Raw genomic sequence first — 23677 nt, forward strand, 5'->3', positions numbered from 1 at the left:
AACCCCCGATGAACCCGCGAACCCGCAGACCCCGATCAGTCGCGTTGTTGTTGTCCCTGCTGTTGACCACCGGCTGTGGTGTGTTCAGTGGTGGCGGCGGCAGCGGGGCGCCGGTGCAGGAACAGCGGATCCGGCTCGGCATCATGCCGGTGGTCGACGTCGCGCCGGTGCACATCGCGCTGTCCAAGGGCTATTTCAAGGCCGAGGGCCTCAAGGTGGAGCTGACCACCATCCAGGGTGGCGGTCCTGGGGTGCAGGGCATGCTCAAGGACGAGCTGGACTTCACCTTCGGCAACTGGGTGTCCTTCTTCGCCGCCGAGGCCAAGGGCACCGCCAAGAACGCAGGCGGCATCAAACTGGCCGCGGACGGCTACCAGGCGCGGGCCAACATGTTCCTGGTGCTCACCGGACCGGACTCGCCGATCCGCGGCCCGAAGGACCTGGCAGGCAAGAAGATCGCCATCAACACCTTCAAGAACATCCTGGAGCTGACCGCGCGGGCCACCCTGGAGGCCAACAACGTCGACCCGAAATCGGTGACGTTCGTGGAGATGCCGTTCCCGGACATGCAGGCGGCGTTGCAGAGCAAGAAGGTCGACGCCGCGTTCATGGTGGAACCCTTCATCAGCAAGGCCGAACGCACCCTGGGCGCGGTCCCGGTGCTGGACGCGGCCAGCGGCCCCACCGCCGACATCCCTATCGCCGGGTACGCCACCACCGGGGCCTTCGCCAAGGCCCATCCCAAGGCGGTGGAGGCGTTCCGGCGGGCGCTCAACCGGGGTCAGCAGGACGCGGCCCGCAAGTCCACTGTGGAATCACTGCTGCCCGGCTTCGCCCAGATCGACGCGGAGACCGCGGCACTGGTGCACTTCGGGGTGTACCCGATCAGCATCGACGCCACCCGGTTGCAACGGGTCGCCGACCTCATGCGCACCTACGGACTGCTAGAGGCGCCGATGGACATCAAACCAATGCTGCTCGGCGGGAGCCCGGCATGAGCGAGCACGAGAAGCCCAAGTCCCCCAACGGACGTTCGCTGTCACCGCGGAACTGGCCACTGCGCAGCAAACTCGCGGTGGTGCTGCTGGTGCCCGCGCTGAGCACGGTGACCCTGGCCGGGTTGCGGCTGAGCAGTCAGCTCGGCGACGTGGACCTGTTCGCCAAGGTGCAGCAGGAACTGCAGATCGCGGGCAAGGTGGTGTCCACCGGGACCGCGCTGCAACGGGAACGCGACGCCGCGGTGTCCTATGTGGCCAGTGGCAGGGCCGCGGGCGGGCCGGAGCACAGCAACCGGATCTCCGCGGTGGACCTGCAGGTCGGCGAGTTGCGCGCGCTCGGCGCGGCGGCCACCGGGATCGGCGGCGGGGTGCGCGGCTCCTTCGAGGTCGCGCTGGAATCCCTGGACAAGCTGGGTGCGTTGCGCCGCACCGTGCAGGGCACCAAGTACCCGGTGGGCGCGACCATCACCGGCTACACCCAGATCATGGACTCGCTGACCCAGGTGCAGCGGGCCGCGACCGCCGGGGTCAACGATCCGGTGCTCACCCCGCTGGCCACCGCGGCCAAGGCCCTGTCCGATGCCAAGGAACAGCTCGCGGTGCAGAACGCGATCCTGCAGGCCGCGGCCCGCGCCGGGGAGTTCCCGCCCGGTCAGGTCACCGCGCTGCGCTCGGCCCGGTCCCGCTTCGACGCGGCGCTGGCCGAGTTCGAGAGCACCGCCAGCCTGGCCGACCGGCAGCGCTACCTGGACACCGTCAGCGGACCGCCGGTGGACGGGCTGAACCGGTTGGTGCAGCTGGCGTTGGTGCAGGCCGATGCCGGGCAGCCGGTGACCATCGACGACATCGAGGTGCTGCGCGACGGGGACCGCACCGTCTCCCTGGTGGCCGAGGTGCTCACCAACATCCAGCTCCAGGCGGAGAAATCCGTGGTGACCGTGATCGCGGACGCCCGCGCCGCGGTGTACCGGGACTCCGCGCTGGTCGGGCTGGCCCTGCTGGCCGCGTTCGCGTTGATGATCATGGTGGCGCGCTGGATGCTGGTGCCGTTGCGCGCGTTGCGTGGTGCGGCACTGGACATCGCGCGGGTGCGACTGCCCGCGGTGATCAGCCGGATCCGCGCGGAGAAGGACCCGAGGGCCTCGGCGGAGACCGCGGTCGCGCCGGTGCCGGTGCACACCACCGACGAGGTGGGCCAGGTGGCCCGTGCCTTCGACGTGGTGCACAAGGAGGCGGTGCGGCTCGCGGTGGCGGAGATGGCCTTGCGCGCCAACGTCAACGAGATGTTCACCAACCTGTCCCGGCGCAGCCAGGAGATGGTGGAACGGCAGATCGACCTGATCGACCGCCTGGAGCAGGAGGAGCTGGACCCCGATCACCTGGCCCGGCTGTTCGAGCTGGACCACCTGGCCACCCGGATGCGGCGCAACAGCGAGAACCTGCTCGTCCTCTCCGGCACCAGCCCGGAGCGGTGGGTGACCCGGCCGGTGCCGGTGTTCGAGGTGATCGGCGCGGCACTGTCCGAAGTGGAGGCTTATGCCAGGGTCGAGGTGCTGCCGGTGCCGGACACCCTGATCCAGGGCCGGGTGGTCACCGACCTCACCCACCTGGTGGCCGAACTGCTGGACAACGCGACCGAGTTCTCCCCGCCCACCACCAAGGTCTCGGTGCGCGCGGTGCAGACCCGCTCCGGCAAACTGGTGATCAAGATCAGGGACCGCGGCATCGGGATGAGCCAGGAGGACCTTCTCCGGTTCAACGAACGGCTGGCCGCACCACCCGAGGTGGATGTGTCGGTGACCCGCGCGATGGGCTTGTTCGTGGTGGGCGAGCTGGCCAAGCGGCACTCGATCACGGTGCAGCTCAAGGACGACGAGTTCGAGGGCGGCACCACCGCGCTGGTCATCCTGCCCCCGGCGCTGTTGCACAAGGCGGACGCCCCGATCCCCCCGGATCCGTTGCAGCGCAACGGGACCGATGCGAACCCGCTCCCCCGTCCACGGGTTCGCATCGGCCGGGGGGACACCACCGTCCGGGCAGGCACCCCGCACCGTGAACTCACGTTGTCCGAGTGGTTCAGCGCCTCCTGCGGCACCGAGGAACCCAAGGTGCCCGCGCTGCCCGCGCCGCAACGTCCGGTCCGGCCGGAGCAGCCCGCGGTCAGCGTCACCTCGACCTGGGCCTCGCCGGCCGACGACGGCTGGCAGGCCGCGGCCGCGCTCTCCGCCCCGGCCGAGCACAGCGCGACCGAGGCCGGACTGCCCAAGCGGGTGCCGAAGTCCCTGCTGGTGCCCGGATCCCCGCAGCGTCGGCACGCCCTGGTGGAGCAACCAGCGTCCCGGCCGGCGCAGGGGCCCAACGCGGAGCAGTTGCGGGACCGGTTCTCCGCCTACCAGCAGGGTGTCCGGCACGGCCGGGAATCCGCCGACGACCACACCCCGCCGCCGGGCACCTTCGGCGGCGTGATCACCACGGCGGGCACGGGCAACGGCCACCACGCGTCCGGGATCCCCAGCCAACCCGGCGGTCCCCGGGTCCCCGCGGAGGATCCGCTGGCGGACGACCGAATTCTGGCGAACAAGGAGCGGCAGTGAGCAGCGACACCGAACGGCTGGAAGACTTCCACTGGCTGGTCGACGATTTCGTCAACCGGGCGGCCGGGGTCTCGCACGCGGTGGTGCTCTCCGCCGACGGCCTGATGCTGGCCAGCTCCAACCGGCTGCCCGGTCAGCGCGCCCAGCAACTGTCCGCGGTGGTGTCCGGGCTGGTCAGCCTGACCGCGGGCGCGGCGCGGTGTTTCGAGTCGGGTGAGGTGAAGCAGACCATCGTGGCGATGGAACGCGGCTACCTGTTCCTGATGTCGATCAGCGACGGGTCCTGCCTGGCCGCGCTGGCCGCGCCGACCTGCGATATCGGCATGGTCGGGTACGCGATGGCACGGCTGGTCGAGCGGGTCGGGCCGCAGCTGACGCCGGAGCTGCGGGCGCAGCTGCACGCGGCCGCCGCGGTGCCCGCGATGCGCAACTGAGCGGGGGTGCCGATTCTCGCGTCTCTACCGACCGGTCGGTAGAGACGCGTGGAACAAAGCATCCGGATCCGGGGTTCTGGCCAGGAGAACCCAGTGGAGGTATGTCATGGCGGAGAAGAAGGTCCTGGTACCCGGCCCGGACCACCCGATCACCATCGAGCCGCACCGGGGCCGGGTGGTGGTGCGGGTCGGGGACACCGTGCTGGCCGACACCAGCGCCGCCCTGACGCTGCGGGAATCCAGCTACCCGGCGGTGCTCTACATCCCGCGCGCGGACACCAGGGTGGAGCACCTCACCCGCACCGAGCAGTCCACCTACTGCCCGTACAAGGGTGACGCCGCCTACTTCAGCGTGCCCGCGCTCGGCGTGCGCGGGGAGAACTCGGTGTGGACCTACGAGACCCCGTACCCGGCGGTCGCCGAGATCAAGGAGCACGTGGCCTTCTACACCGACCGCGTGACCATCAGCGAGTCCTAACCGGCCAGGCGGCGCAGCCACTCGCGCAGCAGGTGCGCCTCGCCCTCGCTGAGCCCGGCCGCCGGGTCGCCGTCCAGGGCGGCCAGCAGGGCCACCGCCGCACTCGGCACGGTGCCGCCACCCGCGGCGGCGCCGGCCGGGGCGTCGGTGAGCAGGGCGTCGATCACGTTGTCCCGCAACCGATCGGACAGCCCCAGGTCCCTGGTGGGCTCGGGCTGGGCGATCAGGCTGAGGGCGATGCCCACGTTGGCGGCCACGATCTGCCGGGCCGCCTCCGCCGGGGTCACCCGCAGCCTGCCCTGCTGGGCGATCCGGCGCAGCAGCTCCAGGAGCATGGCCTCCGCGGCGCCGGTCAGCGCGCACGGGAGGCCGGGTTCGACCTGGCCGTAGAGCAGCACGTAGAAACCGGGGTGGTCCAGGCCGAACCGGACATGGTTGTCCCAGCCCCGGCGCAGCGCGGTCACCGGATCGCCCTCGGGCACCGGCTGATCGTCGAGGTACTGGCTGAGGCCGTAGTCGGCGACGCTGTCCAGCAGGCCCTGCTTGCTGCCGAAGTGGTGGTACAGCGTGGGCGCCTGCACCCCGGCCTGTTCGCAGATCGCCCTGGTGGAGACCTTGCCGTCCGGGGAGGCGTGCAGCAGCTGACCGGCGGCGAGCAGCAGGCGATCCCTGGTGGCGCTGCTCCCCCGCCGCTTCTCGGTCATATAGCAAGTATAGCGTTTGGCTCTCTACCGACCGGTTGGTCAGGACAGCTCCACGACCGGGTCGGTGTGCCGAGGGGTCCAGCCGAGTTCGCGGCGGGCCCGCGCACCGCTGACCCGCTGATCCAGCGAGAGCGCCTCGGCGAGCACGCCGAGCTGGGTCTCGACCTGGCCGGGGTCCAGGTTGGCCACGGTCGCGCCGACCGACTTGGCCACCGCGCCGACGATCTCGGCCTGGGTCGGATAGGTGTCCAGGGTGCCGGCGTAGGTGGCTCCGGCTGGTGCGGACAGGGCCAGGGCGTACAGCTCGGCGATGTCCTCGACGTGCACCAGCGACCAGTGGTTGCCGCCGTCGCCGATGCACGGCACCGCTCCGGTGATCCGGCCGGGCACGGCGAATGCCTGCTCGATGATGCCGCCGCCGTTGCCGTAGACCAGGCCGGGCATGACCAGCACCGGGTGCCCGCCGGAATCGGCGTGCGCGAGCACGATCCGCTCGTTCTCGGTCCGCCAGGCGGTCAGGCGCGGCGGGCGGTGCGGGGCGGTCTCCTCGGCGATGCCGTCAGTGTCGCCGAAGACCCAGGTGCCGCCGGTGTGCAGGTACGGGCCGCGCCCGTCGAGTCCGGCCAGCAACGCCTGTGCGGCGGCCAGGTCGATCAGGTGGGTGTCCGCGCTGTAAACCTGCCCGACGTGGATCACCGCGTCGGCGGCGGAGGCGTTGGCGCGCAACACATCCAGGTCGGTCAGCTCGCCGTGCGCGGGGGTCGCGCCGAGATCGGCGACCAGGGCGGCCGAGGATTCGCTGCGGGTCAGCGCGGTGACCTGGTGGCCGTGGCCGCGCAGCACGGGGATGAGGTGGCGGCCGAGGTAACCGGAGCCGCCGGTCAGGAAAATGTTCATGCCAGCAGTCTGCGTCCGGACGAAGCCGCAGGTCCAAGACCTGTTCCGGCGCCTGTGATGCCCTGCGGGTATCAGACGTCAGCGGCGATGGCGGCGAACTCGATCAGCAGCGGGTTGCGCCGGGTGCTGTCCCAGGCCAGACAGACCTGGTTGGGCGCGATGTCGGTGATCGGGATGTGGGTGACGTCGGGCCGCTGGTAGAAGCTGATCGCGGACATCGGCAGCACCACCACGCCGTGCCCGGCGGCCACGTGTTCCAGCTTCTCCTCCATCGTGCGCAGCACCGGTCCCGCGCTCGCCTGGTCCCGCCATTCCGGCACGGCGGCCGGGGCCTGCAGCAGGTGCTCGCCGGCCAGGTCGGCGATCTCCACCGTCTCCTTGCCCGCCAGCCGGTGATCGGCGGGCAGCAGCACCGCCCTGGGATCGGTGAACAGGTCCCGGACGGTCAGCCCGGCCGGGTCGATGGGCCTGCGCACGAAGCAGACGTCCACCCGGCCGTCGTGGATGACCGCGGTCTGCTCGGTCCAATCCACCCGCTGCACGTCCACGGTCAGCTCCGGGTGGCGGCGGCTCAGCTCGCGGACCGCGGCGGTGACGATCAGGCCGGGCATGAACCCGACGGTGAACCGGTCCCCGCGCGCGGCCCGCCCGACCCGGCGGCGCAACGCCTCCGCGCCGGCCAGCAGCGGCCGGGCGTCGGCGAGCAGCTGTTCCCCGGCCGGGGTCAGCTCGGTGGCGCGGCGGTCCCGGCGGAACAGCTGGACCTTGAGTTCCTCCTCCAAGGCCCGGATCTGGCGGGACAGCACGGGTTGGGCGATGTGCAGCGCCTCGGCGGCCCGGCCGAAGTGCAGGTGTTCGGCGACAACTGTGAAGTTCTTACTGCACTCTTCGTACTCGCATCTAGCTGCGGAAACACTTCGTGTCTCTGCCCTAGCGCAACACAAGATCATCTATGTCCGGCTAGACGCGTCGCCAGCCGCCGTATGACTCAGAGCAGCGTGATCCGTTCCGTCTGGTCGCCGTCGCTGATCAGCACCATCTTTCCCTCGACACGATCAGCGCGGTACACGACATCCCCATACGCGACAAGGTGCCGGACCGCCTCGGTCAGCGTGATGCCTTCCCGCTCCATCACCGCCTGAAGAGCGTCCTCAGTCGCCGGGTTGATGTAGATGGTGATCTTGGTCAGATTGTGCGCCCCGGTGCTCACCAGCTTGGTCCTTTCGACCAGAGAGGATCAGGCCCGATGAGGTAGTCGAGTCGCAGCTTGTGGGCTGCGGACAGGTACAGAATCTGTTCCAACGAGGGCGTACGGATGCCGGACTCGATGCGACTCCAGACGGAGTAGCACGATCCCGTACGGCGACCCACTTCCTTGAGGGTCCAGTCACGCTGCATCCGGAAGCGCTTCAGCCTGGGACCCAGATCGTGCAGTACCTGCTGAACAGCCTTTTCGTTCACCATTCTCCTTTCGCTACCCGCTCGGCCTGAGACGCCTGCACTCGGATCGCCCCGGGGTTCATCTGCCAGCCGTGCCAGAGGTGCACGTGAACGCTCAGGACTTCCTGCAAGGTGCCAAGCACGTGTCCACGGATTTCCATGCCGCACCCGTATGGGCAGACCTCAACCAGGCGACCGTCAGCCCTTGTGCCAGCCATCCCCACCTCCCATGGTGCAAATCCCGCACAGGGTGGGTGTCCGGCGGCGTCGCAGAGGGATACGGAGCCGCGCGCCGCCGGACACGGTCGGGCGGCTGTATGAAGACGGACCGCCATCGACTAAAATCAGCTTCGCCTACGCGCTCATTTAGTCGCCAGGCCGCGCGGGGGACAGGAGCGGGACATTTCGTGACCAGGCAGAGGAAGAGGCGGTAGATGACAGCCGGTGACCAACGCGAGGACCCGCCGCGTACCGTGCTTGAGCTGAAGATCCGGGAGCGAAATCAGACGTTCGCGGAGTTCGCCACGGCCGCCGAGAACTTCGCACGTACCTTCGGAGAACCAGGCTCGGTCAGCGAGCGGCACTTGAAACGCTTGATCGCCGGGCGCAAGCCGGATGGTTCGCCGATCGGTCGCCCACGCCCGGCTACGGCGCGGCTGCTTGAACGAATGCTGGATCTCACCATTGACGAACTGTTGTCTCCGCCTGATGCGCTCCGGCCCACCGATGCCGGGGAGAGAGACCTACAGCAGCGGTTGAGCGCCGCCCGTCGCGTGAACGCCGAAGTCCTGACCTTGCTTCACGGCCAGCTCACCGCCGTTCGTCACCTTGACCGGCAGTTGGGCGCGACTACGGCACACGATGAGGTATTGACCAAAATCCGGCAGCTCACGCGTCTGCGGTCGCACAGCCTGACCCCGGGCATTCGTGAACAACTCGCGGCCCTACTCTCCGAGTTCGGCACGCTTGCCGGATGGCAGGCGCTTGACATGGGGTCCGTGGCCGAAGCGTGGCAGTTCTACGAACGGGCCAGAGGCGCTGCCCACGAGTCCGGAGACGTGGCATTCCAAGTGCACAGCGCCGCCGAACAAGCCTTCGTGCTGATCGAGGTCAACGAGACCGCGTCCGCCGTCGAAGTGCTACACACCACCGAGCGGCGTGCTCAGCGCGCTACCGGTCGTCTGCTCCGATCCTGGCTTGCCGCCGCGCACGGTGAAGCGCTCGCGGCCGACGGTCAGCGGTCGGCGAGCTTGCGCGCTTTCGACCGTGCCGCAACGTTGTTGCCCACGGATTCGTCCACAGTGGATGGCCCCTATGTGGTGCTCGACCCAGTGCATCTCGCTCGGTGGCGCGGTCATGCCCTTGCTCGGATCGGCGAACCGGAAGCTGTTGACGTGCTCTCCTCCGCGCTGAGCCGACTCGACCCGACATTCACCCGAGCTGAGACGGGCCTTCGGGTCGACTTGGCGACCGCGTTTCTGACCATGGGCGAGCGCGAACAGGGCCGTGCGCACGCGGCACGCGCACGCGCGTTGGCGATCGAGATCGGCTCGACTCGGCACCAACGGCGGATCGCCCAACTCCGCACACTGGCGAGCTAGCAGGACGTTCACGGGATTGAAGGGACGCCGCACGAACGGGTGACTCGCCAGGCTCTAGGCTACGCGTCGTGTCTGACGAGCATGGGTCATGGAAGACGTTCGGCGAGCGGCCGGTCTACGACAACCGGTGGGTCAAGGTCGGGCTGGTCGACGTCGAGGCCCCGAACGGGGAGCGCTGGGAGTACCACGTTGTGCACCTCGCGCGGATCGCCATCGCGCTGATCGTGAATGACCGGGATGAAGCGCTGATGCTGTGGCGCTACCGGTTCCCCACCAAGCAGTGGGGGTACGAACTGCTTGGTGGCATGGTCGACGACGGCGACGATTCGGCGGGGACGGCTGCACGGGAAGCAGCCGAAGAGAGCGGTTGGCGGCCGGTCGGCGAGGCTGAGCACTTGGTGAGCTTCGAGCCGCTGCCAGGGCAGGTCACTGCGCCGGTCGACGTCTATCTGTGGCGCGCGGCTGAGTACGTCGGTGAGCCGACCGACACAGAGGAAGTCGGGCGGGTCGAGTGGGTACCGCTGTCCCGGGTGAACGAACTCGCGCAGAAGCAGCAGCTACTTGGCTCCGGGACGCTGGTGTCCCTGCTCTACTACCTGAACTCACGCTGAGCGTGAATCGCCCGGCAGGACAAGGCGTTCGAGTCGGTGCCGAAGTCGCACGGACCCTACCTGGGAGATGATCCGCCGGGCCTGCTGTGCGTAGGTCCGGGCGGCTTCCCGGTCACCAGCGGCGCTGTAGGCGATCGCGAGATCGACGTAGATCGCGGCGCTCGCCCGGACGAACGACGATTGCCTGTCGTCGATCAGTCCTTCGAGATGGTCGATCGCCTCCGGTGCGCCGAGATGAACGAGCGCGTTGCCTCGCCAGCGTTCGAGATGAGTGCCACCTAGGAAGAGGAACGGCAGTTCGGGGTGATCGACCTCGGGCGGCAACAGGGCGCCCGCTTCATCGAACGCGCGCAATGCTTCGTCGCGGTGTCCGGCGATCGCGTGGCCCTCTCCCTCGGCCGCAGCGAGCCACGTGCGCAGCAGGCGCGGCGCGTGCTCGCTGATCGAGCGGGCTTCCCCGAACAGGGTGATCGCGTCTTCGGTGTTGCCCGCATCGATCAGCACGTACGCCTGTTCAGCCGTGGCGTGGGCGAGCAGCGCCGCCGATCCGGACTCCAGCGCGGCGGATTTCGCGCGCTCGTAGTGGGTCCACGCCTGGTTGAGCGAGCCGATGTCGAGGGAGGTCCATCCGGCCAATGTGGACGCTTCGACGAGCACCCCGGCCAGTGGCGCGCGGTCACGCCGCAGCAAGGTGTGCCGCAGCAGGTCTTCCACTTCGGTGATGTGGCCGCGTAGCCGATCGAGCCGGACGGCTGACCCGAACCGGCGGTCGGCGTGCCGGACGCTGTCGACCTCCTGTCGGAACAGCGCGACGGTTCGGGCGTCAACACGTCTGGCGATGATCAGCCGTTCGGTCAGTTCTTCGCCGAAGGGGGTGCCGCCGGACGGGAAGCCAAGTTCGGCGTCGGTGCGGCCGTAGACCTCGCGCAGGATGGCGCGCATGGGTGGTTCGGGCATGACGTGCCCGTTTTCCCACCGGGATATGTCCGTCTTCCGGCTGGCGATCGAGCGCACTGCCAATCCGTGCGCGGGGGCGCGCGCGTTGATCGCCCGCGCGAGCTTTTCCTGACCCCAGCCAAGCTCGATCCGTGCGGCCTGCAAGGGTGTTGCCGCCGTCATGGCAACAGACCCTGATAACGGCATCTATCTGCGGAAATAACACGAGCTAACACGGGGGATGTCAACCGCGGCCAGCTCCCGGCAGGCGCGGAGATGCCGTTTCGTTGAGGCATGGCACACGAGAGCAACGAACTCCGAACGGTCATCGAGACCGACCGGGAAACGGGATTCCGGCTAAACGTCACGATTCTCGTCACGGCGTACCAGCTCGGTGATATCCGTCTGAAGGCCGGCGAGCTGTTCGGTGATCTCCGACAGCCGACGCTCGATCACGGCCAACCGTGCCGACACGGCGTCTTCCATGTCCTCACGCGGCTGGCCCAGGGCTGGCGGGATGCGACCGTGCAGCACAGCCACCAGGTGCTGAGGGTGCAGCCCGAGCGCCACGGACAGTGCCTCAAGGGTGCGGTCGCTGCGCTTGCGCTCCACCTTGTGGTTCTGGATTTCGCGGACGATCGCTTGGGAGACCTGCGAGCGTTCAGCCAGTTCGCGTTGTTTCCAGCCGAGCGCGAGGACGCGCTCGTTGATGGTCCTCGCGACCGCCGCCCAGTCTTCTGTCACCCATTCCTCCGTGGTCCGCCTCAGCGCCGAGATTAGCGCTTGACGCGATTCGGCGGTGCCCCACTCAGGCGTGCGCCGCGCATTTGGACCACTCTGCGCATTCGCGCGACTAAATCAGCTTGTTTTTCTCGCTGAAATCAGCGATCTGACTTTAAGGACTTCACCCAATGCAGAAGAAAATGCCCGACGCCGGTGGTCCGGCGTTCTACACGGTGGCCGACGCGGCGTGGATTCTCGGCGTCGACCCCGACCGAGTTCACCGCGCGATCCGGATCGGCGAGTTGCACGCCGTCCGGCGACGTTCCCGGCTCGTGATCCCTGCCGCCGAACTGCGGCGGGTACTGGCCGGGGGTGCGCGATGACCGAGCACAAGTACACGGAGATGGCCGCTGAGCTGGACGTGTTCGCATCGCTGGCGGACGACGAACTGTCTGAGGCGGTCCGGCGCGCGGGTTCATGTGGCTGGCTGTACACCAGCGGCGGGATGCCGGAGTGGACCGGAGACGACCGGGCCGATCGGGAGCTGGCAGCGCCGATCTGTGCCGCCTGCCCTGTCCAGCGGGAGTGCCTGGAGTCGGAGTTTCGGACTCACGGCTATGCCCTGTCTGGGGTGTGGGGTCCGCTGGCCGAGGACGATCGGCGGGCGGTGTTCCTGCGGTGGCTGGACCGTCGTGACGGCACCGTGGTCCCCGACCGCGATGACGCCGAGTTCGGCGGTCAGCCATGACCGGGCTGAGCGTGACACCGCAACTGGCAGTGGTCGGGCTGGCCGTGCTGGTCATCCTGGTGTGGTTGTGGCGGGCGTCGATCCGTCGGACGCGGGCGAAGGCTGAGGCGGCGCGCTCCGGTGTCCGGCTGTTCTCGTTGGCAGGCCGAACGGTCGCCGGTGCTCTGCTGATCTCCGGGATGCAGTGGCTTGCGCTGACCCACCCGGACAGCACCGTCGTGGCGAAGGTGGCCGCGCTGGTGGTGCCCGCGCTGTTCGCCTCCTGGGTACTGGTGCGGGCGTTGACCGTGACCGCCGTGGATGACCGGTCCCACCGTCGTGAACGCCGGGGTGGTGGGCAGCGATGACCACGGATCAGGAACGGATGCCGCTGAACCGGGCGCAACGGCTTGCCCGGGAGGCCGCCGGGGCGGCTGAGGTGCGCGCGTACCAGACACATCCGGATGTGGCGGCGTTGCGCGTGGAACAGGTCCGCAGTCAGGTGGACCTGTTGTGCTGGGCCGGAATCGTGCTCGGGTTGGCGTTCACGATGACCAACGTTCAGCAGTTCGCCGCAGCCGGTGCGCAGCCCTGGTCACTGCCCTGGCTCGCGGCGTGGCTGCTGGACCCCACGGTGTCGCTGGTGTTGCTGGCGATCCTGCGGGCCGAACAGCTCACCGCCCGCTACCAGGTCCGGACTGGCCGGTGGGTGCGGCGGGCGAAGTGGTTCACCCTGGCGGCCACGTACGTGATGAACACCTGGGCGTCCTACGCGGCCGGTTCGCTGTCCGGGATCGTGCTGCACTCGGTGCCGCCGCTGGTCGTGTTCGTGGCCGCTGAGGCGATCACCGACCTGCGGGACAAGCTCACCGCGACCGTCACGGCCGCGTACACCCACGCGGCGGCCGTGAACGGCGGTGCTGTCATGAACGGCCCGGACCTGGCGGGGGCCGTTCATGAACGGCCCGCCGCACCAGCTCCGGGCGGTTCCCGGTCGGCAGGTTCGGCGCGGGGTCGGCGCACGCTGTTCGGTGACTACCTGGCCGAGGCTCGAACGGCGTGGACACCGGGGGTGGCGGTGACGCCCGCGTGGGTCCGTCAGGTCACCGACTGCTCACGCGGCTTGTCCTCCCGGATCGCCGCCGCGCTCACGGCCGAACTGGAGACCCTCGGGTCTGCGGGGACGGTCGGCGAACCGGCGACCGTGCCCACAGTGGACGAACGGCCCGCGCGCGGGTTGCGTCGGGGTGGTGGTCTCCGATGACGCGTCGGGAGCTGGTCCGCAAGGTGTTCGACGCGGAGATCGTGGATGAAGAAACCGTTGCGCCACAATGTAAGGAGGCCACCGCGGAACGGTCGCCGGCGGCCCGTGTGATCCGTTCCGCGGTGCGGGCGGTGGCTAGTCACGAAGCCGTGGTCCGGGCACGGTCGGTGCTGGCCTACCGGCTACGCAAGGCACCCCGTGACCTCGGCCGCCTGGTGTGGTTCCTGGTGCGTGGTGTGGGGCGCTGGAGCGGGAAGGCGTGGCGGTGGGCTTCCTATGCCGACCTGCGGGCCGATGCCCGCGCTGCGCGGCTCTCGGGGGACGCCGACGCGCGGCGTACCGCTCAGGAGTTGATCCGCGCCGATGCCCGCGCCCGCTGGGCCAAGCTCGGCATCTTCTTGCGCCGCACGGTGATCACCGCTGCGGTGGTGATCGTCCTGTTGGTGTTGCTCGCGTTGCTTGATCTGGTGGCCGACCGGGCGGAGATGCCCGGATGGCTGCGGGCGGTCTACGAGGTGCGCGACGCGATCGCCGCCGGGGTGGGCGTGGTGCGGGCGTGGCTGCCCTGGCTGGCCGTGGTCGGGGTGATCGGGGCGGCGCTCTGGGAGGGCCGGGACCGTAGCCCGGGTGCGGGGTGGCTGACCCGCCCGGACCGGGACGACGCTGACTCATGGGTGGACGAGCGGATGGTCTCCCGTGCCCTGGCCCATCTGGGGATCGCGCCCCTGAACGCCTTCCTCAAGAACGGCGGCGAACTCGTCTACACCGTCGCGGCCCGCAAGGACGGGGACGGCACCTACGCACAAGTCCGGTTGCCGCTCGGCGTGACGGCCGCGATGGTGACCGACCGGCGCAAGGTGCTGGCGGCCAACCTCGGGCGGGCCGCACTGGAGACCTGGCCAACCACAGGTGAAGAAGACGGAGTACTGGACCTGTGGGTTGCCGACAAGGGCACCCTGTCCGGCGGTGCCGGTGACTGGCCGCTGCTGCATGACGGGTTCGTCGACGTGTTCGACGGGGTGCCGTTCGGGCTGTCCCAGCGAGGGCTGGTGATCAACGCTCCGCTGTTCGAGTCGAACTGGCTGGTCGGTGGGCGGCCAGGCCAAGGCAAGACCAACGTCCTTCGGGTGCTGATGTTGGGCGCGGCACTGGACCCGACCGCAGAGCTATGGGCGTACGTCATGGGCGAGAGTCCCGATTTCGAGCCCCTAGCGCCGCGCCTGAGCCGCTATCGGGTCGGGATGGATGACTCGGTGCCCGCTGACGCCGTACGGGCGTTGGAGGAGCTTCTGAAGGAGATGGAGCGGCGCGGCACAGTCCTCGGTGAACAGCCGGGGCAGCCCCCGAAGGTGTCGCGCAGGCTGGCCGACAAGCCCGGGTTGGGCCTGCATCCGTTGATCATGAGTATCGACGAGTGTCACGAACTGTTCCAGCACCCCCGCTACGGCAAGCAGGCTGCGGACCTCGCGGTCCGGTTGATCAAGCGTGGCCGCAAGTACGGGATCATTCTGCTGTTGGCCACACAGTCGCCCACCAAAGACAGCATTCCCAAGGAAATCACCCGCAACATCTCCTGTGGCGTGGCCTTCGCCGTGGCCGATCACGTTGCGAATGACGGTCTTCTCGGAGCGGGGAAGTACCGGGCCGGTGTCCGAGCAACCGAGCTACGGATGAAGACCGACCGGGGAACCTGTGTCGCGGTAGGCGTGAGCGACAACGCCTTCGAACTCATCCGCACCTTCTACGTGCCCTTTGAGGACGGGGCCGACATGGTCACGCCCGTTGTCACCCGCGCCATGGCGCACCGCGCCGAACACCGTCCCGCACTGTCCACACACGACATACCCCGGGAGATCGAGGCCGCACCGGTTGACCACCTGGCCGACATTGACCGGGTGATCGGCGGCGAACCGCGCGTGCGGACACAAACCGTGCTCGCCCGCCTGGCCGGGCACAACCCCACCGAGTACGAACCGTGGACCGCGCGTGACCTCCGGTCGGTGTTGGACGAACACGGCGTTCCACCGCGCAAGTCCGACGGCGCGATGGTTGTCCGGGCCGACGACGTGGCCGAGGCCATCACCCGCCGCACCGACAGGGACGAGGCCAGGGAGCCGTCAGGGAACCAGGGAGTTTCCCCTGTGCCCTCCCTGCCCCCGGCTCCCTCGCCTGATCAGGGCGAACAGTCGACAGGGAGGCGAACCGGCGCGGCCTGTGACACCCCCGAACACCCCCTGGAACAGGGGTCGGCGGACACGGTGTCCGGCTCCCTCCCTGACATGGACGGGGGTGGTGGCCACGGCGACTGACCCACCACCGACCGCCCTCACGTCGACCCGCGACCAAGGAAGCAGCAATGATCAACAAGTCGGAGTGTCGGAACCTGATCAGGAGGAGCCGCCGCAGCGCGGGACACGGTCGGTCGCCGCCCGCACCGCTTGTGAACGTGGGAGGCCCGGTTCCCCGGTCGGCACCGGAACGGGCGCACAGATACACGCCGGGCGCGCTGCTGTGCCTACCCCAGAGGAGTGGGCGCAAGAACAGTTGAAGAACGCGCCGCCACGGTCCCCAGCGTGGGCGCGTGCCGTGGCGGCCATTTACGGTCTGGACAGCCCACAGGAGCGGTAGACTCAACCGATAGCAAAGAGGCCCTGGCAGTCTGCCAGGGCCTCTTTGCTATGACTACGCGGCTTTATGTGTCTCGCCGAAATACGGGTATGAGCTGGTCCGGGTGGAACCGAACGCCCTTACCGGCAGACTGGATCACAACAGCGGTTAGGCTCTTGGCAATAGCAGCCTGTTTCTGTTCCATCGTGAATTCCGGGCTGTCCCACTCCTTAGCCAGGTCGACTACGAAGTTTCGGCGCGCGTCCTGCCGCGCATTGTATCGATGTTGCTCGCGGCGGAGTTCGGCCACTTTCGCCTCCATGCGCGCAAGGCTGGGAAAATGGCGCTCTGCGGAGAATTCACCTGACTCGTACCGACGGATAGACTCCTCGATTCGAGCAATATAGCCTTCAAGTTCTTTTTCTTTCGACCACGGCGGCAGTTCCTCCACTTTGCGAGACTCGATTCGCTGCTGGTCTGCGATGACCAGGGCCTTAATGTATTCGTCGATCGGTTCGGCCACGCGCCCAATTCCGCTACAGCCCCCGGCCCCTTTAGCCTGACACCGATAGATCGGAATCATTCTCTTGGTGCGCGGGTCGCGACGGGCTGTCCCGATCATCCGGGCGTTGCACTTGCCGCATCGCACGAACGGCGACAAGAGGTAGATGGTTCGGTAGCCTCTCCCCTTAGCACCCAACCGGGATTGTTCGCCTCGTGCCGCAGGCGACCATGCCCGCTTGACAGCGTCGTACTGTTCCTCGGTGAGGATCGGTTCCCATTGTCCCCGTACCGGATTTCCATTCTCATCCCTCAGCACGTCGCCATGATGGGTGACGACTCCACAGATACGCGGGCGAAAAAAGATGCCGCGAATGGTGGCCGCAAGCCACGGCACGCCGGTGACCGTCTTGATCCCGCGCTTGTTCCATTGCTGCGCAAGGATCAAGGGGCTGACGCCAGCAAGAATACGCGGAACAGCCTCCTTGATATGGGCGGACTCCCGCTTGTTCAGCGTAAGGCGGTCTTTGCGCCATCCAAACGGGCGCATTCGGCCGCCGTGATTCTTGCCCGCGTACGCGGCCCGCCGCTTCCCGTCCACTACGCGCCGCGAGGTGTTCCGGGACTCGGAATTGCGCTGGTTCACCAGGCTGCGCGCGGAATCAATACCAGCGTCCGACGACAGATCGATGTTCCCGGTCATGCTGACGACATACACGCCGTACAACTCGACCACATCAATCAGGTCTTCCAAGATGCGCGGATCGCGTGTCGCACGGTCGATATCCACAACCGCAAGTGCGTTACATTCACCGCGACGCAATGCGGTCAGGATCGCTTCCCAGTCAGGCCGGACCACCCGATAGCCGAACGTGCCATCCGGCAACTTGACACGCTTTCGCCTGAATGAAGAAACATTCGGCTCAGGCACTTCACGTTCGATTCGTCCGCCAATGCCCTTGACGAACTTACGAAGATCACTCAACTGGTGATCCACTTGACCCTCATCGTCCGCACCGCGCCCGGACGGTACCTTGGACTCGCGGGCCGACAGTGCCCAAACTAGCTGGTCAGGGTCCCGCTCGATCAGCGTCCGACCCCGCTCCCGACGTGGCGGCGTGGTAGTCATGAACCCGAGTATGCAGTAAGAGATCCGTAGCTACCGCGACGAAGTAGCGCAGCTTGCGCAGGTCGACGTCCATGCCACCTCCCGCGCCGAAGGTATCAGCCGGTGAGCCGGAAGGCGGTCCGGCCGGAGGCGGCGCCGTTGACCTGCACCTCGATCTCGTGCTCGCCGGGGTAGTACACGCGGGTGCTGATGACCTTGAAGGAGTGCCTGCGGGAGAAGGTGATCCGCTCTCCCGGTGCGAGTACGCAGGTGGTCAGCTTGAACACCTTGGGGGTGCGTTTGCCGTTGGCCTTGAGGTGGTGCACCACGTAGTCCACCGCCAGGGTGGCCGGGTTCGCGCCGGTGTTCTCCAGGCGCACCTCGAAGGGCAGTTCGGCGCCGATGGCGACGGTGCGTCCGGCCAGCTCCGGCCCGTGCACGATGACCCCGGCCGCGGGGGCGAAACCCAGTAGCGCCAAGGCTTCCGGGTGGCCCTTCTTGATCAGTGTGCGCAGTGCGTGCCGGACCAGCCGGGGCGTGTGCTCGTCCGGTTCGGCCAGCCAGCGGGCCGCGGTCGCCACCACCAGGTCGCCCTCGGCGCGGCTGAGGTCGTTGAGGTGGTTGGCCACCGAGCGGCGCACGTACTCGCTCTCGTCCCGGTACAGCGCGTCCAGGATCGGGATCGTGCACTCCGGGCGGTCCAGGATGGGCCGGACCTTGCGTGCCCACGGCAGGTGCGCCCTGGTGCCCTCGCTGGCCAGCCTGCGCACGTGCTCGTCCGGATCCCCGGTCCAGGTCTGGATGATCGGCAGCGCCCGGTCCAGGTCGGCGGCGAGCAGCGGGCGGATGGCGAACTCGGCGGTCAGTCGCGGGGTCAGCGCGGCGAGCAGGTGCAGGGCCTCGGCGATGGCGGGCGGGTCCTGGGCGAGGGCACGTGCGGAGACGGCCTCGGTGACCGGCCAGACCAGCCAGCCGGTGAACGCCGGATCGCCCAGGGCGGCCCGGAATTGTCGGTCCAGGCTGGGATAGTCGCCGGGCAGGTCGGCCAGCAGCGCGTCCTTGAGCAGGTCGCTGCGCTCCCGCAGGCTCAGCCCTGCCAGGGATTTGGCCGCGCGGCGCAGCGCGGGCAGCCGGGATCCGGGTGCGATCCGGGCGATGCCCCGGAGAAGGTGGGCGGCGACGTCAGGGCCGAGCAGCTCGTCCGCGGTGGGCATGCGACTCCCGTTCCAGGTGCTATGTTTGCTACACAGTGGACTATAGCAGCACCTCAAGGAGGATTCGGTGACCGCTCGACTCGGCACGCACGGCGTGTGGCTGGCCCCGCAGCACACCCCTTCGCTGACCAGGTACGTCCAGGAGGCGGAGGACCTCGGCTACGGCGCCGCCTGGATCGGCCACGGCCTGGCCGCCCTGGGCGAACTCGAGGAGCACGAGGCGCTGCTGGCCGCGACCAGCACGATCACCGTGGCCAGCGCGATCGTGAACATGTGGACCAACGAGCCCGAGGCGGTGGCCCGCGGCTTCCACCGGATCGCCGACCGCCACGGCGACCGGTTCCTGCTCGGCGTCGGCGTCGGCCACCCCGAGGCGGTGGCGGCCTACCAGAAGCCCTACGCCAAGGTCGTGGAGTACCTGGACCGCCTGGACGAGGCCGGGGTGCCCCGGAAGTCGATCGTGCTGGCCGCGCTCGGGCCGAAAACCCTGAAGCTGGCCGGGGAACGCACCCTCGGCGCGGCCCCGTACCTGATGCCGACCGCGCACACCGCGCAGGCGCGCGAGCTGGTCGGCGACGGGCTGCTGGTGCCCGAGCAGACGCTGGTGGTGGAGGCCGATCCGGTGCTGGCCAGGGCCGCCGCGCGGGAGTTCCTCGACCTGTACCTGGGGCTGCGCAACTACATGGGCACGCTGGTCAAGCACGGGCTGACCGAGCAGGAGGTGGCCCGGCCGGGCAGTGACCGGATGATCGACCTGGTGGTGCCCTTCGGTACTCCCGAGCAGCTGGCGCAGCGGCTGGCCGAGCAGGTCAAGGCTGGTGCGGACCACGTCGGTATCCAGGTGGTGACCAGGGACGCCGGCGATCCGATGCCGGGCTACCGGGCCCTGGCCAAGGCGTTGTGGTGAGCGGTCAGTAGCTGCTGACCGCCCCCGCGCCCAGCGACAGATGGTGCGCGACCAGGTCCAGGACCCGGTTCAGCCGGGCCACCTCGTGGTTGAACACGGCGAAACGCAGCGACCCCTGGCGGGCGCGGCGGGCGAAGAGCCGGGTCTGGTGCACCACGAACCGGGCCGGGCCGACCGCGCTGTCGGTGGACAGCCCGCCGCTCTCCCTGGCCAGCACCGACTCGATCCGGTCGGCGAGCTGGTCGGCCTTGCGTGCCTGGGCGGCGGCCAGTTCCTGCAGGGTGCTCGGCGCGCTGCGCTCGGCCGCCGGCAACAGCGGCTCGAACCGGTCACGCCCGGAGAGTTCGGCCCACAGCATCACCCCTAGGGCCTGGTTGGCCACCCGGAGCACGGACGCGTGTTGGCCACGTGGCGACCCTCCGTTGACTTCTGGCGTCACTCCGACGGGTTAACCGTTGCTCCGATACGCCAAACTCACCCGCCGCCGAAAGATCCATAACGCCGCTACGACCGGCCGCGTCCGTTCGCTCACCCCGGCGTGTTCGCGCAGCTCACCGGGGTGGCGATCGTGGTCGCGGAACTGCGCGACCGGCAGAAACATCACCGGATGGAGTGCGTTTAGGGCTGGCCCGTTCAGCTGATCGGCGCCAGGTACACCCACGCCCCGTCGACGCGCTCGAACCGGCTGTTCTCGTGCAGCCGGTCGTCCTTGTCCTGGTAGCGGTAGTGCGCGTTGAACTCGACCGTGCCCTCCTGGTGGAACAGCCCGCCGCCGGTGGCGCCGAGGATCTCCAGGTGGGTCCAGCGCAGGTCGGTGTCGAAGTCGACCTCGACCGGGCGGGTCCTCGGGTGCCAGCTGCGCAACAGGTACGCCTCGTCGCGGAGCGCGTAGGCGGTGAACCGGGAGCGCATCAGCAGTTCGGCGGTGGCGGCGGCGCGTTCGCCGCGGTGCAGCGCGCCGCAGCAGTCCGGGTAGGACGTGGGCAGGCCGCAGGGACAGGATTTCGCCATGGCGTCATTGTCCGCAGCGGTGGCCCGGTGGTGGCAACCGGGCCGATACTGACCGCATGGACCGCGAGAAGGTCGACCTCACCGGTGCCCCGGCGACCATGCTGGCCACCCTCTACAGCAAGGCGGTGGACTCGCGGGCGCCCGATTCGGTGCTGCACGACGAGACCGCGGCGCGCGCGGTGGACCGGATCGAGTACGACTTCAGCCGCACCGGCCTGCGCGAACGCGACGGGATCTCGGCGGTCGTGCGCTCCAAGGAGTTCGACCGCCGCGCCCAGGCCGTGCTGGACCGGCACGCCGAGCTGACCGTGCTGCACCTGGGCTGCGGCCTCGATACCCGGGTCTACCGCCTGGACCCGCCGTCGACGGTGGCCTGGTACGACATCGACTACCCCGAGGTCATCGAGCTGCGTCGCCGGCTCTACCCGGAGCGGCCGGGCCTGCGGATGATCGGCTCCTCGGTCACCGATCCGGTTCTGCTGGCCGACATCCCCGGTGACCGGCCGGTGCTGGTGATCATGGAGGGCGTGACGCTGTACCTGCGCACGGCCGAGGGGCTGGCCACCTTCCGGCGCGTGGTCGAGCACTTCCCGGCGGGCACGCTGATCTTCGACGGGTACAGCTCGGCCGGGATCTGGGTGCAGCAGCGCACCGGGGTGGTCAAGGCGTCGGGGTCCCGGCTGGAGTGGGCGATCGACGATCCCGGGGAGCTGGCGCGAGAGGTGCCGGGGCTGGTGTTCGACCAGGAGTGGTGGTTCCCCGGTCCGGCGGATCTTCGCGCGCACTACCCGTGGGCCCAGCGGCAGGTGTTGCGGGCGTTGTTCGCCTCGCCGTTCAAACGACTTGGCCGCGGTTTGACCTATCACTTCGGGAGTGCGTCATGACCGATCCGGAATGGGAGGGGCGCCTCGCGGCGACCTGGGCTCAGCGGTACACAGTGGACGGTCGGGAGCTGGTGGGGCGGGTCGAGGATCTGGCCGCCGAACTTCCGCCGTGCAGTTCGGTGGCGGCGTTCGAGCGGGCTTGTTCCTGGGATGCGGCTGGGCATGGTGAGCGGGCGGTTCCGTTGTATCGGGAGGCTTTGGCGCGGGGGCTGGATGAGCATCGGCGGCGGCGGGCGGTGATCCAGCTGGCTGGTTCGTTGCGGCGGTTGGGTGAGGCGGAGGAGAGCGTGCGGCTGCTCACGGCTGAGCGGGAGCGGGCTTCGGATGAGTTGGATGACGCGGTGCGGGCTTTTCTGGCGCTGGCGTTGGCTGATTGTGGGCGGGATCGGGAGGCGCTGGCGGTGGCCATGGAGACGTTGGCGCCGCATGTTCCTTGCTATCAGCGGGCGTTGAGCAGTTACGCCCGGCAGCTCTGATCTTTGGTCTCGGGTGCGCGTGTTGGCCGTTGTTGTACGGCGTGTTGGCCGGTGTGGGGCACGAGCGAAGATCAAGAGCGTCCTCGCCGGACGGGCAGAAATCAAAGGATGGGGGGGAAAGTCAAGAACAAGAGCAAAGAAGAAGAGCAGTGCTCGTACGGTTCCCCCATCCCCGTCAGCCCTCCGATACCAAACCACATCCCGGCAAGCAGCCCGGTTGCGTTTGTGTTGACTTGGCGGCGGTTTGTGTTGCGGGGCTGCTTGCCGGGATGTGGTGTGTCCTCTCCAGGCTGACGGGGATGGGGGAACCGCTTGGGGAGTGTTGAAAAGCCACCCCGGCCGCCTGTCCTCGGGCTTCGCCCGCACGCGACGTGTGGGAACCGCCTAGCCGCAGCGTTCCCGGGCTTCGCCCGCCTGCCTGGTTGGCGTCCCACAACGGCCAACGTGGTGTACCACAACGGCCAACACTCGGTACGACAACGGCCAACACGCGCGGAGGGTTGAAGCCCTGCCGGCGTGTTGGCCGTTCTTGTACCTAGTGTTGGCCGTTCTTGTACGCCTTGTTGGCCGTTGTTGTACGGGGGTGGCGAGGTTTTCGGGGCTGGGGGTTATGGGAAGGCGCGTAGGGGGAGGCGGTAGGCGACTCGGCGGGCGGAGACTCGGAGGCCTAGGGCGACCAGGGCCTGCCACAGGACTCGGTCTCGGGTTTCGGTCAGTTCCACCAGGAGGAGTTCGGGGTGTCGCTGGCGTAGTTCGCGGACCGCGTGGCTGATCAGCGCGGCCAGTTCCAGGGGGAAGGCGCCGTGGTGGTGGACTCGGGCGATGACCGCCTTGACGCCGTCGCAGACGACGTTGAGCTGGGCCAGGACCTCGCCGGTGCCGGTGCGGAGGTCGGCGCGCAGGTCGGGGTCCAGGGCGGCCAGGTCCAGGCGGATGTCTTCCGGGGTGTGCGGGTGGGTGGTGCTGGCGGTGTGGAGTTCGGCGTAGCGCTGGAGTTCGTCGCTGGTGGGAGCGACTGTGCTGCAGCGGGTGCGGGCGGTGGGGATGTCGGCGGGGGGCTGCCAGAACTGGAGGCTGGGGATGAGCCAGCGGCGGGACAGTTCGCGGTGTTCGGTGGCGCCCAGGGCCTGGGCCAGCTGGTAGTCGATCTCGTCGTCGGTGCTGGACCACAGCAGGGCGGTGCGGTCGCGGTCCCTGGCCAGGTTCGCGGCGGCGTCGACCAGGGTGGCCAGCAGGGCCAGTTCCTGGTCGGTGAGGCCGAGGAAGAGCGGGAAGCCGTTGGCGAGCTGGTCGGCCTCGCGTTCGGCCAGGGTCCAGTGCACGGTGGCCACGGGGGCCTCGTCCACGAGCACGGCCCAGCCCACGACCTGGTCCTCGTCCTTGGCGACCAGGGTGGCCAGCAGGCCGGGCACCGGGTCGGCTTCGAGGGGGTCGAGGCCCGCGGTGCGGCGCAACTCGGCCCGCAGGGCGGCGGGCAGGGCCGGGTCGGTGCTGGATTCGACGGTGTAGCGGCTCCAGGCGGCGACGGCGTGTTCGATGGTGCTGGTGTTCACAAAGCCAGT

26 protein-coding genes are annotated in these 23677 nt (G+C 68.7%); 14 read left to right on the forward strand and 12 right to left on the reverse strand.

Annotation, left to right across the window (positions count from 1 at the left end; all coding sequences use genetic code 11):
- Nucleotides 1-8: 8 nt before the first annotated feature.
- The 4 genes from HNR67_RS33450 to HNR67_RS33465 all read left to right on the forward strand — a co-directional run bounded on the left by HNR67_RS33450 (nt 9) and on the right by HNR67_RS33465 (nt 4504).
- Nucleotides 9-998, forward strand: a complete 990-nt coding sequence (locus tag HNR67_RS33450; RefSeq protein WP_185006410.1) for an ABC transporter substrate-binding protein — start codon at nt 9-11, stop codon at nt 996-998.
- On the forward strand, nt 995-3592 hold the full coding sequence (locus tag HNR67_RS33455) for a sensor histidine kinase (protein WP_185006412.1): 2598 nt from the start codon (nt 995-997) through the stop codon (nt 3590-3592). Before HNR67_RS33450 ends, HNR67_RS33455 begins: the two co-directional genes overlap by 4 nt.
- On the forward strand, nt 3589-4026 hold the full coding sequence (locus HNR67_RS33460; RefSeq protein WP_185006413.1) for a roadblock/LC7 domain-containing protein: 438 nt from the start codon (nt 3589-3591) through the stop codon (nt 4024-4026). The genes HNR67_RS33455 and HNR67_RS33460 overlap by 4 nt, the downstream gene beginning before the upstream one ends.
- Nucleotides 4027-4132: 106 nt before the next feature.
- Nucleotides 4133-4504, forward strand: coding sequence for a DUF427 domain-containing protein (locus HNR67_RS33465; protein WP_185006415.1), 372 nt, complete (start codon nt 4133-4135; stop codon nt 4502-4504).
- Here the strand turns inward: HNR67_RS33465 and HNR67_RS33470 are convergent.
- From HNR67_RS33470 to HNR67_RS46795, 5 genes are all read right to left on the reverse strand, one after another.
- Nucleotides 4501-5208 carry a TetR/AcrR family transcriptional regulator gene (locus HNR67_RS33470; RefSeq protein WP_185006417.1) on the reverse strand — a complete coding sequence of 236 codons (708 nt, stop codon included), beginning with the start codon at nt 5206-5208 and terminating at the stop codon, nt 4501-4503. The genes HNR67_RS33465 and HNR67_RS33470 overlap by 4 nt on opposite strands.
- A gap of 39 nt (nt 5209-5247) precedes the next feature.
- Nucleotides 5248-6105: an NAD-dependent epimerase/dehydratase family protein gene (locus HNR67_RS33475; protein ID WP_185006419.1), complete on the reverse strand. Its 858-nt coding sequence runs from the start codon at nt 6103-6105 to the stop codon at nt 5248-5250.
- A 71-nt stretch (nt 6106-6176) separates the two neighbouring features.
- A complete protein-coding gene (locus HNR67_RS33480; RefSeq protein WP_185006421.1) occupies nt 6177-7055 on the reverse strand; it encodes a LysR family transcriptional regulator in 879 nt (292 codons plus the stop codon).
- A 38-nt stretch (nt 7056-7093) separates the two neighbouring features.
- Nucleotides 7094-7315, reverse strand: a complete 222-nt coding sequence (locus HNR67_RS33485) for a hypothetical protein (RefSeq protein ID WP_185006423.1) — start codon at nt 7313-7315, stop codon at nt 7094-7096.
- Nucleotides 7312-7569, reverse strand: coding sequence for a helix-turn-helix domain-containing protein (locus tag HNR67_RS46795; RefSeq protein WP_185006425.1), 258 nt, complete (start codon nt 7567-7569; stop codon nt 7312-7314). The genes HNR67_RS33485 and HNR67_RS46795 overlap by 4 nt, the downstream gene beginning before the upstream one ends.
- 410 nt (nt 7570-7979) lie before the next feature.
- On the opposite strand from HNR67_RS46795, the gene HNR67_RS33495 reads away from it, so the two are divergent.
- On the forward strand, nt 7980-9146 hold the full coding sequence (locus tag HNR67_RS33495; RefSeq protein WP_185006427.1) for a hypothetical protein: 1167 nt from the start codon (nt 7980-7982) through the stop codon (nt 9144-9146).
- Nucleotides 9147-9214: 68 nt separating this feature from the next.
- Nucleotides 9215-9757 (forward strand): NUDIX hydrolase, encoded by a 543-nt coding sequence (locus HNR67_RS33500; protein WP_185006428.1) that lies wholly within the window; start codon nt 9215-9217, stop codon nt 9755-9757.
- Here the strand turns inward: HNR67_RS33500 and HNR67_RS33505 are convergent.
- A complete protein-coding gene (locus HNR67_RS33505; RefSeq protein ID WP_312988602.1) occupies nt 9749-10876 on the reverse strand; it encodes a helix-turn-helix domain-containing protein in 1128 nt (375 codons plus the stop codon). The genes HNR67_RS33500 and HNR67_RS33505 overlap by 9 nt on opposite strands.
- A gap of 174 nt (nt 10877-11050) precedes the next feature.
- Complete coding sequence (locus HNR67_RS33510; protein WP_185006430.1) at nt 11051-11437, reverse strand: helix-turn-helix domain-containing protein; 387 nt, start codon at nt 11435-11437, stop codon at nt 11051-11053.
- 167 nt (nt 11438-11604) lie between these two features.
- Between HNR67_RS33510 and HNR67_RS33515 the strand changes: the two genes are divergently transcribed.
- From HNR67_RS33515 to HNR67_RS33535, 5 genes are read left to right on the forward strand one after another with little or no spacing between them, the layout of a single operon-like run.
- The gene (locus tag HNR67_RS33515; RefSeq protein ID WP_185006432.1) at nt 11605-11799 is read left to right on the forward strand and encodes a helix-turn-helix domain-containing protein; all 195 of its coding nucleotides are present in this window, start codon (nt 11605-11607) and stop codon (nt 11797-11799) included.
- Nucleotides 11796-12164, forward strand: coding sequence for a WhiB family transcriptional regulator (locus HNR67_RS33520; protein WP_185006434.1), 369 nt, complete (start codon nt 11796-11798; stop codon nt 12162-12164). Before HNR67_RS33515 ends, HNR67_RS33520 begins: the two co-directional genes overlap by 4 nt.
- The gene (locus tag HNR67_RS33525) at nt 12161-12511 is read left to right on the forward strand and encodes a hypothetical protein (protein ID WP_185006436.1); all 351 of its coding nucleotides are present in this window, start codon (nt 12161-12163) and stop codon (nt 12509-12511) included. The genes HNR67_RS33520 and HNR67_RS33525 overlap by 4 nt, the downstream gene beginning before the upstream one ends.
- Nucleotides 12508-13407, forward strand: a complete 900-nt coding sequence (locus tag HNR67_RS33530; protein WP_246492650.1) for a hypothetical protein — start codon at nt 12508-12510, stop codon at nt 13405-13407. The genes HNR67_RS33525 and HNR67_RS33530 overlap by 4 nt, the downstream gene beginning before the upstream one ends.
- Complete coding sequence (locus HNR67_RS33535) at nt 13404-15716, forward strand: FtsK/SpoIIIE domain-containing protein (protein ID WP_185006438.1); 2313 nt, start codon at nt 13404-13406, stop codon at nt 15714-15716. The genes HNR67_RS33530 and HNR67_RS33535 overlap by 4 nt, the downstream gene beginning before the upstream one ends.
- A gap of 383 nt (nt 15717-16099) precedes the next feature.
- Here the strand turns inward: HNR67_RS33535 and HNR67_RS33540 are convergent, their stop codons facing one another.
- Nucleotides 16100-17644, reverse strand: a complete 1545-nt coding sequence (locus tag HNR67_RS33540) for a recombinase family protein (protein ID WP_185006440.1) — start codon at nt 17642-17644, stop codon at nt 16100-16102.
- A gap of 95 nt (nt 17645-17739) precedes the next feature.
- Nucleotides 17740-18837 (reverse strand): DNA alkylation repair protein, encoded by a 1098-nt coding sequence (locus HNR67_RS33545; RefSeq protein ID WP_185006442.1) that lies wholly within the window; start codon nt 18835-18837, stop codon nt 17740-17742.
- A gap of 67 nt (nt 18838-18904) precedes the next feature.
- On the opposite strand from HNR67_RS33545, the gene HNR67_RS33550 reads away from it, so the two are divergent.
- Entirely contained in the window at nt 18905-19744 is an 840-nt protein-coding gene (locus tag HNR67_RS33550) for a TIGR03620 family F420-dependent LLM class oxidoreductase (protein ID WP_312988607.1), read from the forward strand.
- A 4-nt stretch (nt 19745-19748) separates the two neighbouring features.
- Here HNR67_RS33550 and HNR67_RS33555 read toward each other — a convergent pair whose 3' ends face one another.
- On the reverse strand, nt 19749-20135 hold the full coding sequence (locus HNR67_RS33555) for a hypothetical protein (protein ID WP_185006444.1): 387 nt from the start codon (nt 20133-20135) through the stop codon (nt 19749-19751).
- Between the two features lie 242 nt (nt 20136-20377).
- The gene (locus HNR67_RS33560; RefSeq protein WP_185006446.1) at nt 20378-20755 is read right to left on the reverse strand and encodes a YchJ family protein; all 378 of its coding nucleotides are present in this window, start codon (nt 20753-20755) and stop codon (nt 20378-20380) included.
- 56 nt (nt 20756-20811) lie between these two features.
- Here HNR67_RS33560 and HNR67_RS33565 point away from each other — a divergent pair, with 56 nt between their 5' ends.
- Nucleotides 20812-21639 carry a class I SAM-dependent methyltransferase gene (locus HNR67_RS33565; RefSeq protein WP_185006448.1) on the forward strand — a complete coding sequence of 276 codons (828 nt, stop codon included), beginning with the start codon at nt 20812-20814 and terminating at the stop codon, nt 21637-21639.
- Nucleotides 21636-22115: a tetratricopeptide repeat protein gene (locus tag HNR67_RS33570; protein WP_185006450.1), complete on the forward strand. Its 480-nt coding sequence runs from the start codon at nt 21636-21638 to the stop codon at nt 22113-22115. Before HNR67_RS33565 ends, HNR67_RS33570 begins: the two co-directional genes overlap by 4 nt.
- A 608-nt stretch (nt 22116-22723) precedes the next feature.
- On the opposite strand, the gene HNR67_RS33575 is transcribed toward HNR67_RS33570, so the two are convergent.
- Complete coding sequence (locus HNR67_RS33575; protein WP_185006453.1) at nt 22724-23668, reverse strand: hypothetical protein; 945 nt, start codon at nt 23666-23668, stop codon at nt 22724-22726.
- Nucleotides 23669-23677: the final 9 nt, after the last annotated feature.

This window comes from Crossiella cryophila (assembly GCF_014204915.1).
GTDB classification, from domain to species: domain Bacteria; phylum Actinomycetota; class Actinomycetes; order Mycobacteriales; family Pseudonocardiaceae; genus Crossiella; species Crossiella cryophila.

Bases quoted from the DNA above. Each gene is read 5' to 3' on its own strand.
- HNR67_RS33450 (WP_185006410.1), top strand. From the start codon at position 9: ATGAACCCGCGAACCCGCAGACCCCGATCAGTCGCGTTGTTGTTGTCC.
- HNR67_RS33455 (WP_185006412.1), top strand. From the start codon at position 995: ATGAGCGAGCACGAGAAGCCCAAGTCCCCCAACGGACGTTCGCTGTCA.
- HNR67_RS33465 (WP_185006415.1), top strand. From the start codon at position 4,133: ATGGCGGAGAAGAAGGTCCTGGTACCCGGCCCGGACCACCCGATCACC.
- HNR67_RS33470 (WP_185006417.1), bottom strand. From the start codon at position 5,208: ATGACCGAGAAGCGGCGGGGGAGCAGCGCCACCAGGGATCGCCTGCTG.
- HNR67_RS33475 (WP_185006419.1), bottom strand. From the start codon at position 6,105: ATGAACATTTTCCTGACCGGCGGCTCCGGTTACCTCGGCCGCCACCTC.
- HNR67_RS33480 (WP_185006421.1), bottom strand. From the start codon at position 7,055: ATGATCTTGTGTTGCGCTAGGGCAGAGACACGAAGTGTTTCCGCAGCT.
- HNR67_RS46795 (WP_185006425.1), bottom strand. From the start codon at position 7,569: ATGGTGAACGAAAAGGCTGTTCAGCAGGTACTGCACGATCTGGGTCCC.
- HNR67_RS33495 (WP_185006427.1), top strand. From the start codon at position 7,980: ATGACAGCCGGTGACCAACGCGAGGACCCGCCGCGTACCGTGCTTGAG.
- HNR67_RS33505 (WP_312988602.1), bottom strand. From the start codon at position 10,876: ATGACGGCGGCAACACCCTTGCAGGCCGCACGGATCGAGCTTGGCTGG.
- HNR67_RS33515 (WP_185006432.1), top strand. From the start codon at position 11,605: ATGCAGAAGAAAATGCCCGACGCCGGTGGTCCGGCGTTCTACACGGTG.
- HNR67_RS33520 (WP_185006434.1), top strand. From the start codon at position 11,796: ATGACCGAGCACAAGTACACGGAGATGGCCGCTGAGCTGGACGTGTTC.
- HNR67_RS33525 (WP_185006436.1), top strand. From the start codon at position 12,161: ATGACCGGGCTGAGCGTGACACCGCAACTGGCAGTGGTCGGGCTGGCC.
- HNR67_RS33530 (WP_246492650.1), top strand. From the start codon at position 12,508: ATGACCACGGATCAGGAACGGATGCCGCTGAACCGGGCGCAACGGCTT.
- HNR67_RS33535 (WP_185006438.1), top strand. From the start codon at position 13,404: ATGACGCGTCGGGAGCTGGTCCGCAAGGTGTTCGACGCGGAGATCGTG.
- HNR67_RS33540 (WP_185006440.1), bottom strand. From the start codon at position 17,644: ATGACTACCACGCCGCCACGTCGGGAGCGGGGTCGGACGCTGATCGAG.
- HNR67_RS33545 (WP_185006442.1), bottom strand. From the start codon at position 18,837: ATGCCCACCGCGGACGAGCTGCTCGGCCCTGACGTCGCCGCCCACCTT.
- HNR67_RS33560 (WP_185006446.1), bottom strand. From the start codon at position 20,755: ATGGCGAAATCCTGTCCCTGCGGCCTGCCCACGTCCTACCCGGACTGC.
- HNR67_RS33565 (WP_185006448.1), top strand. From the start codon at position 20,812: ATGGACCGCGAGAAGGTCGACCTCACCGGTGCCCCGGCGACCATGCTG.
- HNR67_RS33570 (WP_185006450.1), top strand. From the start codon at position 21,636: ATGACCGATCCGGAATGGGAGGGGCGCCTCGCGGCGACCTGGGCTCAG.